Here is a 15,249-nt window from a genome sequence, read left to right on the forward strand (position 1 = left end):
TGAGAAGCTGAATCTTTGTCACCCATTCGGGGAAAAGGGCCGCGTTGCCGCGGCCCGGGATGGCTTTCGCAATGGGGTTAGTCAATGACGGGCAGGCTCAGTTCCGATTGACGGCTCCCAGAGTGTGGGAATCGCACGTTGAAGAATTCCAGGCTGGGTGGGCCGTACTGGGGATCGTAGGTGTCGACAGCCAGCACCAGCTTGTTGCCCTCGGGTACATCGTAGGCCGTGGCCACGAAAGGGATGTTGACCTTCACCGCGCGACCCGGTACCGCGTCGTGCAGGGTGATCGGACCATGGGTGATCAAACGCGCCGTACCCGCCCAGTCCATGTCGTAAAGGTGCGCCACCAATTGGGCTTGGTTGTCGGAAGGCGTAATCCAAATGTCCAACTCGGGAATGCCGCGGATTTTCATGGTGTCCGCCAAGCGGTCCGATTCGTAGCAGGTGGCCAGGAAGCGGTTGACGCCGGGAATCCAGGTGAAGATCGGGATTTCTAGGTGGGCTTCGAAGATCGGGCTTACCACCGGCAGGCCCGTGGTGGCGCCGCTGAGAATACCGCTGTAGATTTTGTTGGTCCGGCTCCAACTGTTGGTGAACACGTCGAGCGAACCGTTGCTAAAGGTACCGCGTGGGCCGAGGTACATGGTTTCGTGGGAAAGGTCGCCGGGCACTTCATCGAATGCTTCACGGCGACCCGTATTTTTGACCACCATCGTGACCGGCTTGCGCTCGATGATGCCGGTGTCTTCGCCTTTCAGCCAGTAATCGAACCAGTCGTGGGCGTTATCCCAAATCGTGTTGCTGATACCGATCAAACCACCCAACTCGGCCGTGGCGTGAATGCCGGGGTTGAGGTCGAGGCGTTTGGGGCCTTCCAGTTTGTTGTAAAAATCGATCAACGAGTTGGGTTGGAACAGTTCATCGCCCCAGTTTTGGCTGATGTAGACCGGCGCACCGCGATCATTGATGCGGTTGATGGTGCGGATCGGTGAACGTTCCGCCGCCCATTCGAGCGTGGCTTCAATGTCGGTGTTGGTCAGAATGTTGCTGTACTGGCGCGCGATGATGGGGTCCATGTTACCGGTCAGGTAACCGGAACCCACCAGGATGCCGCCCCACACCAAACGCGGTGTGTTGTTGCTGTAAAGCGATTCGCGTAAATCGGCCCAGGCGCTCATGGCCACCGCGGTCTTCAAGCGCGGCTCTTGGGCCAGGCCCAGCAACGAAATGCCGCCGCCGTAGGAAATCCCCGAAATACCGATGTTCTCGGCTTGGGTATTGGTGTTGGCCAGCAGCCAGTCGATGCCGGCGCTGAGGTCTTGCATGTCCTTGGGACCGGCGACATTGACCAGTCCGCCGGATTCGCCCCAGCCACGTGAGCTGTAGCTGAACACGATGTACCCTTCTTTGGCGAACTTGGCGGCCTGCACAATGTACTCGCGGTTGTCGATGGCCCAACTGTTGACGAAAATGATGGCCGGATACTGGTTGCCCTGATCGACACCTGTTGGCTCCCAAAGGTTGGCCGAAATTTCCGTACCGTCCTCGGAGCTGTAAAAAATACCGTTGGTGAAGCGAACGTCACCTGCAAATGCGCTTACCGCAAAACACACACATACCATCTGAATCAAGGCGAGGCGCCAAATGGGGCGCACGGGGACCTTAGGCCCCTGCATCATGGCCTGCATAACAATCTCCTGCCGGTTTCCCCAAAGGTGGGAACCGGTCTCTCATGAAGTTTTCTTTGGAAACGGGTTGGGTCCTCCAGCCTGCATAACCCAAAAAAACCCGTGGGTGATGGGCGCCGGCGGCGTAGGGGAGGACGCGGGAAGGGCCTGGGCCGTCGTAAAACATTCGCGGTGGCCGGTGCGGGTGGATCAATGGTTGCCAAACCCGACTGGTGCAGCGCATTACCCGAAAGGGACGGGCGTGTCGCGCGCCGCTTGGTTCCTAACAAACGCGAAAGACGACGGTGAAGGACGTAGAAAAACGCATCAATCAAATGCCGAGACAGCAATCAAACAGGAAGGGCCAAGAAGGCGTTGGCCTGTTGTTCAGTGGGCGCGGCAAAATAAAGGGCGCTCAAAATTGGTTGCGCAAGGGCGCGTACCGAGCAGGTGAATTGCGGCGAAGTCTATCATAGGTTTTGTAAAAAAGGATAGCTTTATGTAAAAAAGTGAAGACCTTTTCATTTTTTAACCGCCTGTTCATACAAACGCGACCCTGGTTGTCGGCCGGCCAAGTATGAGAGAATTGCAGCCGGCACCCCGGAAACAAGGAGGTTAGGTTGCTGGACCCCGACACCTTACGCGCCATGGCGCGTTGGCCGGATGTACCCGCCGTTACCGGTTGGTTGACCCTCGACGGTACGGGGCGTTGGTACGTGCGCGGCCAACGCATTAAACACCCCCTCATCCTGGCCCATCTCAAAAGCAACTACGACCGCGACGGTTCAGGCCGCTGGTTTTTTCAAAACGGACCCCAGCGCGTGTTCGTCTCTCTTGAGCAGGCGCCCCACATCCTCACCTGGACCGGTGACCCAAAGCTCGGCTTCCGCGACCAATGTGATCGTCACCAAACCCGTTTCGACAAAACCGTCCTCGACGAGGAGGGCCGCCTCTACCTACACGGCGAACACGGCCTTGGCTACGTGCTTGACCAAGATCTCGACACCGTTTTGTCCTGGTTGTGCCGCGCCGACGGCGCACCGGAAGCGGAAGACGCGCTTTTCGCCCGGCTCGAGACCGCCTTCGATTCCTTAACGGGGGATCGGCCTGTTACCGACATCCCCTTGGTTTTGCGTTTGGGTGACGCCCTACTTCCCGTGGAAGGATGCCACGGCAGCCGACTTGAATCCCGCTTCCATTTCCAAAAAGAGCCCCGCTTATGAACGAAATCCCGTGGTCGATCATTGCAAGTTCTCTGATCCCCTTTACCTTGGTCCTCGCGTGTTGGTACGGTTTGCGCCGAATCATCAGCGAAAACATCACACGCGGCCTGGTGCTGTGTTGGTGGCGCACCCGCGTGTGGTTGTTCCACCGCGGTTTCGCATGGTTACGCCCCATCGTGGCCTGGCTGGTCTCTTGGCTGTACCTCATCCTGCCGGTTGACTTGGTGCCGGATCTGATCCTCGGCGTCGGATGGCTCGACGACGCCCTGCTCACCCTGTTGCTTCAGATATGGTGGATCCGCGATTGGTTGGCCTGTGATCCCGAGCAAGAAGCCCACATCGAGAAAACGCCCTGGTTCAAGACCTTGTTCCACCTGCTTGGCTTCGGCGCCGCGCTGTTGGCGGCGACCGTCGGCATCGCGTCAGCATTGCTGTGGGGTTGGGGATCAAACTAGCGACGCCGCATCAAAGGCGAACGCAAGCCTCGAAAAGCAGGCGACAAAAATCGCCCCATCCAACTTATCCAAGGCGAAACCAGGTTCCGCCAAGCAGGCGCAAAAAAATCGCCCCATCCAACTTATCAAAGGCGAGACCAAGCCCCGCCAAGCAGGCACCAGAAATCGCCCTTTTCAAAAGCGGAAACCGGCCTCAATAAGCAAACGGCGCTAAATCGCCATCCTCGTATCCTGAGAAATAAAAAAGGGAAACCAAGCAAAAACCAAGGACCAAGCGCAACCGAAGCCGGATCCCCAAACCATCCTGCCTAAAGGAGTTCGAGCACCCGTTCCGGTGGGCGACCGATCACCACTTGCCCGTCACGCACCACGATGGGGCGTTCGATCAGTTTGGGGTTGTCCGCCATGATTTTGAGCCATTCGGCGCGGGGACGCTCATCCTTGGCGCTGAGACCGAGCTCTTTAAACAGGGGTTCCTTGGTGCGCATCATCGCCAGGGGTTCGATTGCCATGGCGCGGCACAGGCTGTCGAGGGTGACCGCTCCGAGGGGTTCTTCTAAATACTTAACCACCGTGGGTTCAATGTCGTGGTTGCGCAGATGCTCCAGGGCCAGACGGCTTTTGCTGCAACGCGGGTTGTGGTAAATGGTCCATTCAGACATTGGCGAACTCCTTCGGGTATCGATTCGGCCGCCCATTTAACCACATCCGCGTTGTCGCGCCCAAGCGAGACTTGGCGTGTTCCGCGGCTAGCCGTTGTGCACCTTGAGGTATTCAATGTTCTGTTTGTAGATTTGCGAGATCTTGCTCAGCACTTCCCAGCGGCGGACAATGCCCACCAGTTTGCCGTTTTCCAGAACCGGTACTTTCTTGAACGGGGTGTTGATAAAAAGTTCGGCCACGTGGTTGAGACCCATGTCGGGCCTGGCGTGGACCACTTTATCGGCGGGGGTCATGTAGTTGATCACCCCACCCCCGTGGGGAATGTTCTCGTAGCTGTCTTGGGTGATCAGCCGCAACATGTCTTTCTCTGAGACAATCCCTAAGAGTACGTTGCTGTGATCGGGATCCACGACCAGCGCCGCGCTGGCGTTTTTGGCGAGGATGATGTCCATCGCGGCGTAGATGTCGGTATCGGGTGTAACCGTGACAAAAGAACGCGACATGATTTCGGCGACGGTTGGGTACTTTTCCTTTTCTAATTCGTGCAGTTTGCCTTGGTAACTGGAAACCATTGGAGACTCCTTTGCGGGGACACCTCCCCGGGGAGGCGGTGAGAACGGGTGAGCGTCAAGGAGAACTGTCGCCTTGGCGAAGCCAAACGCAGTCGGCGGTTTTTGCGGGGAAACATGCCCACGGTTCGTATACGACGTGGCGCGCAAGCGGGGGGGGGGAGCGTCGCGCGGTGCCAGTTCTATGAATAGGTATCAATTATGAGCGTTGTCTCAGTAAACCATAAACCTGGCGCGGCTGCAATATGCTCATCGGTTGGCTATGTCAAGTTAAAAAAACACCGTGCTTTTTACCCCTGGTTACCCGCGCCTCACCCGCTGCAAAAGCCCGCAAAAATTTGATAGAGTGCCGCAAATTTCCTGTGCTATCGTAGGGGTTCTTTCGATTTCGACCGCCGACCGCGAAGGAACGCGACGCCTTTTTTCGGGCTTCATGTGACGGCCCCACCGCGTTTCATGCACCAAGGTTTTCGTGGTTTCCCCAGGAGATAGGCTATGCCGTCGACCCATACCGCTTTTTTGCTGACCAGTGAATGGTTGGACACCGACACCGAACACGCGTTGCACTTTTACGGCAAATCGAAGGAACTGGGACCGGTTCACATCATTATCGACAACAGCAAGCCGGTCTTCTTTATTGACCGCGACCAGAAGTTGCCCGCCTTGGATGTGCCCTTTGACCGCAAATCCGTCGGCCTTAAAACCCTCACCGGGCGACCGGTCGATGCGGTTTACTTTGAGAAGCAGCGTGATTTGCGCGCCGCCGCCGACCGGTTCAAGGCGACCGGCGTGCGTCACTTCGAACCGGAAGTCCGTCCCGCGGAACGTTACTTAATGGAGCGCTTTATTCAGGCCGGGGTTGAAATTGAAGGGGAACCCGTGGAGGAAAACGGATTGCAGGTTTTTCGCAATCCCAAGTTAAAGCCCGCGATGGTGGTGCCTGAATTAGAAGTCGCTTCGATTGATATTGAAACCGGCGTGACCGTCGACATGTTGTTTTCCATCGCCGTGCATCAGACTGGACCCAGCGGTGAAAAGAAAAAAGTATACATGTTGGCGGATCGTTACGAGGAACGCCCGGAGGATTGCACCTACTACGCCTCGCAGAAGGAATTGCTTGAGGCCTTTTTTAAAGAATTCCGCGAGTGGGATCCCGACATCATGATTGGCTGGCACGTTATCGGCTTTGATTTGATGTACTTAGAGCGAAAATGCGCTGCCTTTAACGTTCCTTTCGCCTTCGCGCGTGGGGAGGGCGAGGTGAGCTTGGTGGATCGGCCGGGCGCCGGTGCCTATGCCTCGATTTCGGGTCGGGTCGTGGTTGACGGGCCGCCCAACATGCGCGCCGCGGGGTTCCGCTTCAAAAATTTTAAGTTGGAAACCGTTGCCCAGAGCATCTTGCAAACCGGGAAGTTGATTGCCTCGGACAACAACAAGGTTGCCGAGATTGAGCGCCAGTTCCGCGAGGACAAGGCCGCGTTGGCGCGGTACAACCTGGAAGACTGCGTGTTGGTCACCGAGATTTACGAAAAGGTCGGCCTAATCGATTTCGTGTTGAAGCGGGCGGCTGCCTCTGGTTTGTTGCCGGACACCAGTTTGATCGCCAAGGCCGCTTTCGATTTTCAATACCTGCCGCGCCTGCACCGTCGTGGCTACGTGGCGCCGCGTGAAAGCGACGAACGGGAGAAAAACAAAGGCGAAGCAAATCGCGCATTCATAGCAAAGCCAGGAGTTTACCAAGATGTAATCGCGGTTGATTTGGGCGATTTGGCGTTTTCGATGATGCGCAATTTCCACATCGATCCCTTGGCGCGTTTGACCGCCGGCGAGGCCGTGGTGCAAACCCCGGACGGGCAACGTTTCTCGCGCGAGCACCACGTGTTGCCCGAGGTTATGAAACGTTTGATGGACTGGTCCCAAGTGGCGCGTGGGAAGCAGGACGCCCAGATGGTGAAAGCCTGCCGTGTCACCCAAAAAGCGATGTTGGACGCCATGGCGACCAAGGGTTCGCGTTTCTACCAGCCGGAAATTGCCGAGGCGCTGACCGCTTGTTCCAATTGGTTTAACGAACAGTGTGCCGCCTTCCTCAAGGAAAAAGGGGTGGGTTTGTTGTTTGCCGACCGCGACCTGATGCTGCTGCAGGTCCCGGAGGGAGGGGATCTCCAGGAGCAAGGACGGTCTTGGGTGCAGCAGATCAGCGATTTTGCGACCCAACAACTGAAGCGCGCTTTCCAAATTGATGCGCAATTGGTGCTGAGCTTCGAATACGGTTACCAGCGGTTGGTGTTGGTCTCGGGTGAGGGTGAGGAGCGGCGCTTCGCGGGGTTGCGCGTGGCGGGCGATCAACCAAGCCTCGAAATCGAAGGCATGCCGCTCACGGGTTCTGAATGGACGGCCTTGGCCCGTAACTTCCAGCAGGAGCTGTACCAAAAGTTCCTATCGGAGGAAGATATCGGCGCCTACCTCAAGGAATTGGCGGCCGATCTGCGGGGCGGTGGTTTGGATGAGCAGCTTGTGTACCGCAAAAAGTTGACCAAGGATTTGGACAGTTACACCAAAAACGTGCCGCCCCACGTGAAAGCGGCGCGGATGCTGGACCACCATCCCGGCCGTTACATCGATTACGTCTTCACGAAACGGGGTCCGGTCCCCGCCGCCCACAAACCCAACGACTACGATTACGAGTTGTACATCAACAAACAGATTGAACCGATTGCCAACCCGTTGCTTGGGCTGATGAGCCTGTCCTTTCAGGAGTTGACCGAACCGACGCAGATGGGCCTCTTCTAGGTGGGATGTTTTTGATGGGGTGGGTGTCCTTTTTGGCTTGGGTTGGAATCCGTTATTTCTCAGGATCGAAGGATGAATTGAGGATGGGTGGGGAGCCGGTTTTCCCTTACCCGCCCAACACATGTTGGGCTGGGTGGATCGCGCCCGCGGATAACCCCGTCGCTCCGATTGTGGGAACGCACGGGGATGTGATGGTTTTTGTTTAACGTTCATGAATTAATATGTTTATCCATGGGGCATCGCTTTTTTTTTGAATGGGTGTCTGGTTCCTAATTGTTTACCGTTGTCGCAATGGTTGTGCCTCGGTGGATTACGGGAGCAAACCACGGAGACACCATTCGAAGTAACGGCACCATCCGTGTCGGGAAATGGTGCAAAAGGGGAGAAAAACCAAGGCCGCATCCTGTAATCATCAAGAGATCCTGAGAAATAAAAGAACACCAAGCCATGCAGCGCTCAAGCGGCAAAGCCCTCAAGCCATCCCGCCCCAAAAATGTCCTGCCGTCTAAATGACGACCTCGTTAGAACTCCTATAGGGTCTTTTGTTAACCTTTGGTTGTTCATCCTTGTGAAGGATTTGGCCGAAGTTCGTTTTTAATCCCTTTTTTTAAAGAGCGATCTTGCTCTATGATGGGTGAAGAAGTTTTCTAATGCGTATTTGTGGACGGCACACCGGTTAATTTTTTGCGATTCTCCAAAAGGTGATGTCATTTGGTTTGCGTCACAGAAAAAAGGGTTGACGTCGTGTAGGTTTTATCAACAAAACCACCCTGGTGCTTGCTCGTGTTTCGCCGATGGATGTATGCCCGGCTTTGCTCCGATCCGCTCTTTTGTGTCACCCTTTCATGACGTCCTGCGCTTTAGAAACACAAACCGCCATCCGCATTCGCCGCCTGCCTTCCTAATCCTTTGTCCTTCCTCGTGAAAGACATTCGTCCTCCCGGAGTAGCCCATGGTTTTTTCCCGCATCGACTGGATTGTTTTTGCAACGATGTTGATCGTTTCTTTGGGCATCAATATTTACTACTTCAAGCGTGGTAACAAAAACCTTACCTCCTTCTTGCTCGGTGGTCGCAACCTGCCCTGGTTTGTGGCGGGTATTTCCATGGTCGCAACCACCTTCGCCGCCGACACCCCGCTGGCCGTGACCGAGCTGGTCGCCGAAAACGGGATTGCCGGCAACTGGCTGTGGTGGAACGCGCTCGCCGGCGGCATGCTGACCACGTTTTTCTTCGCCCACCTCTGGCGCCGATCCGGGGTGCTAACCGAGGCCGAATTTATCGAGATGCGCTACAGCGGCCGTTCCGCCGCGATGTTACGCGGCTTCAAAGCCGTGTACCTCGGCCTGTTTATGAACGTGCTGATCCTGGGTTGGGTCAATTTGGCGATGGCGACCATCCTTCAGGTTTTCTTTGGGTTATCCGAACTCCATGCGCTTCTTGCCGTGGGCGGCGCCATGCTGTTTACCGCCGTTTACGCTTCGATATCCGGGATTACCGGTATTGCCGTCTCCGACGTGTTCCAGTTTTTTGTGGCCATGATCGCCTGTGTGATCCTCGCCGTGGTGGTGGTCAATGCGCCCGGGGTCGGTGGTATGAGCGGTTTGCGCGAACAGCTTGAACCCACCGGTGCACTCAACTTTTTCCCGCAAATCGGCGATGCCGGCGGGATGGCTCAAGGTTTGATGATGTTGCCGCTCGGCTCCTTTTTCGCCTTCATGGCCATGCAGTGGTGGGCCAGTTGGTATCCCGGTGCCGAACCCGGCGGCGGCGGTTATGTCGCCCAGCGCATGATGAGCTGCAAGTCCGAAAAAGACGCCTTCTGGGCCACCATGACCTTTAACCTGTTTCACTTCTGCGTCCGCCCCTGGCCGTGGATCATCGTCGCCCTGTGTACCCTGATTCTCTACCCCGAGCTGGGTGCCGACCAGCGTCGCCACGGTTTTGTGATGGCGATGCGCGATTACCTGCCTGTCGGCCTGCGTGGCCTGCTACTGACCGCCTTTTTCGGTGCGTACATGAGCACCGTTTCGACCCAACTCAACTGGGGTTCCGGTTACCTGGTCAACGATTTGTTCAAACGCTTTTCCCGCAAAAAGGTCAGCGATGCCAAAACCTTGGTTTGGGCGCGGGTGGCAACCTTTGTCATCATGGCCTTGTCCCTTGCCGTCATGACCCAAATCACCGCCATCAAAGACGTGTGGGTTTTTATTTTCCAATGCGGGGCCGGCCTTGGTTTGGTGCTGATCATGCGTTGGTTCTGGTGGCGTATCAACGCCTGGAGTGAAATCGCCGCCACCATCGCCCCGTTTTTCGCCTTTGCTTATTTCCAGTTCCATCCCGACGGCATCATCATGAAACAAATCTGGGGCGAGGGTTACACCTACGTCGCCGTTGTTTTGTTCACCACCTTCGTGTGGTTCCTCGTCACCCACTTCACCAAACCCACCGATGCGAGCAAGCTGGTCGATTTTTATGTCAAAGTCCGGCCCGCCGGTTGGTGGACTCCCGTTGACCGACGCCTCAACCGCCGCATGCAGCGGCCCCCGGTTGCCTACCTCTTCATCTGCTGGTTCGGCGGGGTGATCATGCTCTACGGTTTGCTGCTTTTTATTGGCAAACTCCTGTTCGGCAACTGGATCGAGGTGTTCGCCTACTTCGACTTTTTCTTGGCCGGCTTCCTCATCTTGCGCATCTTCCTCCCCAAAACCGAAATCTTTAATGAGCATTGGTACGAGGAGCAAGCGGAAGGCGCACAAGGCGAGCAGGCCGCGGGTAAAGCCGCGGTGGGTTATTCCTCGGCTGGGTCGGGCTTCTTCTAGCTAGGATTTTTTGAGTTGGGTTGTTCCAGTGGGTTTGTCTTGAGCCTTTTTTATATCTCAGGATGGGCAGGATGGAAAGAGGATGCGGCTGGGGCCTTGGTTCCCTTGTTTGCAGGTAGCCGTCCGCGGATGAAGCCGTAACTTCGGTGGGCAAGCATGGCTAGGTTTTTCATTGGTTTGATTTAAAGAGTTTGTCGCGTTGCGGCTCAGGGAGACTTGGGTGACCGAAGTGACGGGTTTATCCGCGGGCGCGATCCAACCAGCCCAACATGTGTTGGGCGGGCAAGGGTAAACAGGTCCCTCGTCCATCCTCATTCTGTCCTGCGATCCTGAGAAATAACGAATCCCAAGCAAAACTACGCCGGCACCCATCCTCGCTGAGAAATAACGCGTTCCAAGCAATCCCGCGGGAGAATGCTTCCCGCAACCATCATTGCTGGGAAATAACGGATCCCAACCAAAGCCACGCCGGCACCCATCCCCAACCCATCCTGAATGTATAATGGGGCATCACTTTTTCCTTTAGGAGCCGACCATGATTGAATTGATCGGATTGAATCCGACACGCAGTAACCGTGTTCAATGGATCCTTGAAGAGCTCGACCTGCCCTACCGTTTTCGCCAGGTGAATTTTAAAGCCGGGGACACCCATTCTCCTGCTTTTTTGGCGCTGAATCCCAACGGGAAGATCCCTGTTCTGCGGGACGGGGATTTGGTGATTTACGAATCGGCCGCGATTGCCAATTACTTGGCCGAAACCTATGGCGACGGACGTTTGATGCCCGCCTTGGGCACACCGGAGCGCGCCCATTATCACCAGTGGTTGATTTATGCCGTGTCCGAATTGGAGCAGCCCTTGTGGACCGCGGCCAAACACAAGTTTGCCTTGCCCGAGGCTTTGCGGGTCGATGGATTGAAACCCGCGGTGAAGTTTGAGTTTGATCGCGCTTTCAACATTTTGGCCGATTGGTTGAAAGGCCGTGAATTCATGATCGGCCAAAACTTTTCATGTGTGGATGTGTTCATCACCCACACCCTCGGCTGGGCGCAAAAGGCCGGCATGGACATGGACGCACCCCATGTGGCGGAATACGTTGGGCGGATGACGGCCCGTCCTGCTTTTTCGCGTATCGCTCAAAAGGAAAGCGAACCGTTTAACCCTGCATAATCAACGGATTTGATTTGTCTTTAACGGCCGGTCGGCAAGGGATGCCGCCGGCCGTTTTGCGTTGCTCGGGTGCGTTCCGAGTTGGCCCGCATTGCTCACAAGGATTGGTAGCAGAATGCCTCGTGAGAAATGCGGGTTAGACCAATTGTCGGTTGAGGCGCAGACCGGGAATCACCACTTTTACCACCTCGATGGGCAGCTTGGGTTTGGTGAGCCGCACCGACCAGGCTTGTAGTTGGTCGGCCTCAAGCGCGGTGACCAAGTTGCGGCGGCTCTCCGCCAGTGTCTGGAAATGCTGCGATTGGGCGCTGAATTCGTCGTAGCGGCAGTTGGCGCGGAGATCGCGGAAATAGTTGATCACCGAATCGGCCGGATTCGCTTGCGGTTGATCCGCGCCAATCGGTTTGTGGCGGATATCCTCGCGGGCGCCGTGTACGAAAGACAGGCGGGATTGAACGGCCTCGGTCAGGGCGCGGCTGAGGGCAATGTCCAGGTGGTGATGGCAACCCGCCCCACTGTTGATCGTGGAGACGCGGGCGGCGGGATGGGGATCCACCAGAACCGCCCAAACCGTGATCCGTCGCGCACGCGTCGGGGCTAGGATTAGCCGCGGGAAACAGCCTTGCGCTTGGATTCTGTTGACGATGTCTTGCAGCGGGCCGGGTGGCAGCGAGTTTGGCGCGAGCACGGGGAAATTCGCCAGATGAAGCGTGCCCGCGTGATCAAGTGCCGCCAAGGCGTCGCGTTCCAGGCATTCGTAAACCGCGTGGATTTCCGCTTCATGGCGGTGGTTCCCGCTCGCCAACCCATTGGTGGTGGTGCGGCCGAAACTGGGCAACATAAACCAAATGCGATCCGCCGGGATCCAGGCTTGAGCCGGTCCATGGAGCGCGTCCGCTTTGACCCAGTGGATGCGTCGGTTGGGTCCCGCCTTGGCATGGTGGCCGTCTTCCGGCCAGGGAATCGTTGTGTGACCTGCCGCCGCCAGTTCGGTCGCGCTGGTGAAGGTCAAGTTGTCGGGCGGGTGTTCCGCGTGCCAGAGTTCGACCGCTTCCATGAGGGCCGAGGCACGCGCCGCGTCATGGCTCAGCCCTTTGCCGTTGGCGGTTTGCAGGACGTGGCCGTTGGGGCGCACCGCGCAATAGGTCGGCACCCCGAAGTCGAGATCGAGGCGGGTTACGTCCGCGAGCCGGGTAATTCCGAAGCGTGCCCAGTGCGGCCGCATCAGGCGAAGCGTCGCGGCCGGGGTGCGGACCCGTTGCGTCCCGCTGGGTACCCCTGTCTGGAAACTATGGTGGGCGAGGGGTTGGGTGGCGGAATGGGTTTGCATCGGTGGGTTGTCGCCGAACAAGAAGGGGGTGGCACCTTGTTGTTGTCGGCTTACCAGGGTTTGGGGCGGGGCTTGGCGGCCGGCTTGGTGTGAAGCTTGGTGTGAAGCTTGGTTTAAAACCAAAGGTGGGGCGTGGGTTGGTTGGCGTTGTCCTGTTGGGAAGCCGCGCAGGCGACATTCTTCCAGAATACCGGATGGCACACTGGGGTGAATGAAGCCGAAATACGCCGGTTGTTTGCGCAAAACCCAGGTACCGACAGCGAGTTGGCGGTGAAGGTTGGCGGCTGTTTCTCCGTCCATACCCGCCTCAAGCCAGGCCTGTTTCAAGGCCAGGGTTTGCTGCTGAAAGGGTTCGGTTTCTTGGGGCGGTGCCTGGATGCCGTGGCCCGCCGCCCAATTAGCGAGCAGGGATGCCGCCGCGAAGGCCCGGCGCACCGCGGGTTGGGGTTGCCGCCATAGATCGGCGGCAAGGTCGGCCGCCGTTTCCAAATGATCCTTTGTTTCTGTTTCCCGCAGCAAACGCGCGAACTGGATGCGCACCGCGACGGCACGGCGGTAGCCGTTTTGGGTCACGCCGCGGCGCGCGCGTTCCAAGCTGTCGGGTGCGGGGCTGTATTCGGTAAAATCGGCCAAAAAAGCCGCGAGCGCCGCATCATCGGCCGGTTCGACCTCGCTGCCGACCAGCAGGGTGCGGCATGTCCAATCATTGATGAATGATGCTTGCAGCGCGGACCAGGTACCGTCCTCGCGCCATTGCTGTAAAAGCGTTGCGCTCGGTGTGACGGCACCGTCTCGGCCCAAACATCCGGTTTGTCGGTCGCGGGTGCTTTGGTGGTAGCGATCCCGTTGAAACACGCGGTCCGAACGTTGGTGGGGTGGTGTGGGCGGGTGGGTCGCCGCCCAGGCCAAACAGGTCGCGGCGTCTTGGGCTTTGAGGTCGACACCGTGGTATTTGGCAAAAGAGAGGAACCCGTGATGGGCCGGGATGCCGGCCGCCGCGGTGATCGCGGACCATCCGCGTTCTTCGAAAGGCATCGCCTGGGCCGCGTATAACAATGCTTGAGCGCGGCCGTGGGCCAAGATGCCGCGATCTCGTGCCGCGCGCAGGGTTGCGCGAATGTTCACCAGGGGCAACGAGAGCGGGCGCCAATCGTGGTCGGCGTCACCGTGGAGCAAGGCGACCTCGTCGTCGCCGGTAAGCCGGCCGTTACAGTAAGCCGCGAAAATCGCCCCGATGCCGAGCATGCCGAAATGCGCGGTTTCCGACGCGCGCAGGGCGCCCATGCTGGCGGCACCAACCACCTCAATGCCGTTTTCAAGGGCGGCGAGGATTTCTCGGTGCCAAATCGCGGGTTGACCGTGAAACACCCCGTCGATGAGGATGATACGCCGAATCGGAAGTGCGAGAAATCGGTAGATGTCGCCCTGGGCCGCCGGCGGTAACAAAACAGCCCCTGGCAGAAGGGTGGCGGCTTGATCGCGCGCAAGGGAGGGACCTAAAAAAACCAGGGTCTCGGGAATCATGGCCGCGCATCCGGCAAAGGCGGTACATATAAAGTTGTGGCGGGATGCGGTTTTACCGCGGCCAAATCCCCCGTGCGACAGGGTGTACATTGGGCTTGTTGGGTGGGATAAACCGCGGCCAGGTATAGGGTCAATGAGTGGTCGGGAGGATAAACCTGTAACAGGCGGTTTTGTAGGCGCAGGAGGCCTTGCGCCGATGTGGTGGGTTCGCCTTCCAAATTATCGATAAAGGCGATTTGCCACAGGATCAGATGGGCGCCGGGATCGATGGGTTTCTCGTCGCGCAGAAAGGCGGTGGCTTCGTAGCTTTGCAGGCCGCCCTTGGCGGGGTCGATCCCACAATCCGCGAACAGCCATGCCATCGAAGAAATCGCCGGCAGGATGCGGGCCGGGTAGCCCGCCGCTTGGGCCGCCTTAACCGCGCGGTGGGCTGGGTCCGTAAAGACACCGGGATGACCGTAAAAAACGACACAGACCTGTTCGCCGTTGTGGAGCGCGGCCATGATTCGGCCAACCATGTGTTGGTGGGCCTCGGCGCGACGGCCGGTAACCGCTTCCGGCAACAGCGGTCGGGCGGCGGGATTGAGTTGTTGCAACCATTGGGCGCTTAAATCGTCGGCGACATGGAACAACAAGGTATCGGATTCGGTGATCCAAGTGCGTGCGGCATGGCTTAAATCATTGATGAGTTGGATACCGGTACCGACGATGGTCAAGGAGGCGGTGGTGGGGTGATTCATAAACGACCTTTCACGGTTGGCGCGCTGGAACCAACCCTACTTGGGAGCGGTCGTGCTGGGCAAGTGTTTTCACCGGCGTCATTCGCGAATGTCAAGACGTGGCGTTCTCTTCTTGCGCCGGCTATAATAAGCGCCGATGCCCGTGTTCTCATGGGTCGCCATTGCTCAAAAGGGCTGCCTCGGGGGACGCGGGCGCCGGGCTTCGATTCTCAGGCAATTATTATGAGACGGTAGCGAACCATGCTGTGCCCGCGGACCGCGCCGCGCGTCACCCGGAACGAAGCACCTAATAATAA

10 protein-coding genes are annotated in these 15,249 nt (G+C 57.6%); 5 read left to right on the forward strand and 5 right to left on the reverse strand.

What is annotated here, in order from left to right; genetic code table 11:
• Positions 1 to 77: 77 nt before the first annotated feature.
• On the reverse strand, positions 78 to 1,691 hold the full coding sequence (locus J3U88_RS04010) for a CocE/NonD family hydrolase (protein WP_207856959.1): 1,614 nt from the start codon (positions 1,689 to 1,691) through the stop codon (positions 78 to 80).
• A gap of 599 nt (positions 1,692 to 2,290) precedes the next feature.
• On the opposite strand from J3U88_RS04010, the gene J3U88_RS04015 reads away from it, so the two are divergent.
• Complete coding sequence (locus J3U88_RS04015) at positions 2,291 to 2,893, forward strand: DUF2946 family protein (protein WP_207856960.1); 603 nt, start codon at positions 2,291 to 2,293, stop codon at positions 2,891 to 2,893.
• Positions 2,890 to 3,348 (forward strand): DUF1232 domain-containing protein, encoded by a 459-nt coding sequence (locus J3U88_RS04020; protein WP_207856961.1) that lies wholly within the window; start codon positions 2,890 to 2,892, stop codon positions 3,346 to 3,348. The genes J3U88_RS04015 and J3U88_RS04020 overlap by 4 nt, the downstream gene beginning before the upstream one ends.
• Positions 3,349 to 3,656: 308 nt before the next feature.
• Here J3U88_RS04020 and arsC read toward each other — a convergent pair whose 3' ends face one another.
• Positions 3,657 to 4,010 carry an arsenate reductase (glutaredoxin) gene (gene arsC / locus J3U88_RS04025; protein ID WP_207856963.1) on the reverse strand — a complete coding sequence of 118 codons (354 nt, stop codon included), beginning with the start codon at positions 4,008 to 4,010 and terminating at the stop codon, positions 3,657 to 3,659.
• 87 nt (positions 4,011 to 4,097) lie between these two features.
• The gene (locus tag J3U88_RS04030; RefSeq protein ID WP_207856965.1) at positions 4,098 to 4,583 is read right to left on the reverse strand and encodes a CBS domain-containing protein; all 486 of its coding nucleotides are present in this window, start codon (positions 4,581 to 4,583) and stop codon (positions 4,098 to 4,100) included.
• Between the two features lie 492 nt (positions 4,584 to 5,075).
• On the opposite strand from J3U88_RS04030, the gene J3U88_RS04035 reads away from it, so the two are divergent.
• The 3 genes from J3U88_RS04035 (at position 5,076) to J3U88_RS04045 (ending at position 11,359) form a co-directional block, all read left to right on the forward strand.
• Entirely contained in the window at positions 5,076 to 7,370 is a 2,295-nt protein-coding gene (locus J3U88_RS04035; RefSeq protein ID WP_207856966.1) for a DNA polymerase II, read from the forward strand.
• A 952-nt stretch (positions 7,371 to 8,322) separates the two neighbouring features.
• Positions 8,323 to 10,191 carry a sodium:solute symporter family protein gene (locus J3U88_RS04040; RefSeq protein WP_207856968.1) on the forward strand — a complete coding sequence of 623 codons (1,869 nt, stop codon included), beginning with the start codon at positions 8,323 to 8,325 and terminating at the stop codon, positions 10,189 to 10,191.
• Between the two features lie 535 nt (positions 10,192 to 10,726).
• On the forward strand, positions 10,727 to 11,359 hold the full coding sequence (locus J3U88_RS04045) for a glutathione S-transferase family protein (RefSeq protein WP_207856970.1): 633 nt from the start codon (positions 10,727 to 10,729) through the stop codon (positions 11,357 to 11,359).
• A gap of 136 nt (positions 11,360 to 11,495) precedes the next feature.
• On the opposite strand, the gene J3U88_RS04050 is transcribed toward J3U88_RS04045, so the two are convergent.
• Together J3U88_RS04050 and J3U88_RS04055 are read right to left on the reverse strand one after the other, a co-directional pair.
• On the reverse strand, positions 11,496 to 14,213 hold the full coding sequence (locus J3U88_RS04050; RefSeq protein ID WP_207856972.1) for a YcaO-like family protein: 2,718 nt from the start codon (positions 14,211 to 14,213) through the stop codon (positions 11,496 to 11,498).
• A complete protein-coding gene (locus tag J3U88_RS04055; RefSeq protein WP_207856974.1) occupies positions 14,210 to 14,953 on the reverse strand; it encodes an SAM-dependent methyltransferase in 744 nt (247 codons plus the stop codon). The genes J3U88_RS04050 and J3U88_RS04055 overlap by 4 nt, the downstream gene beginning before the upstream one ends.
• Positions 14,954 to 15,249 lie beyond the last annotated feature (296 nt).

This window comes from Acanthopleuribacter pedis, assembly GCF_017377855.1.
GTDB classification, from domain to species: domain Bacteria; phylum Acidobacteriota; class Holophagae; order Acanthopleuribacterales; family Acanthopleuribacteraceae; genus Acanthopleuribacter; species Acanthopleuribacter pedis.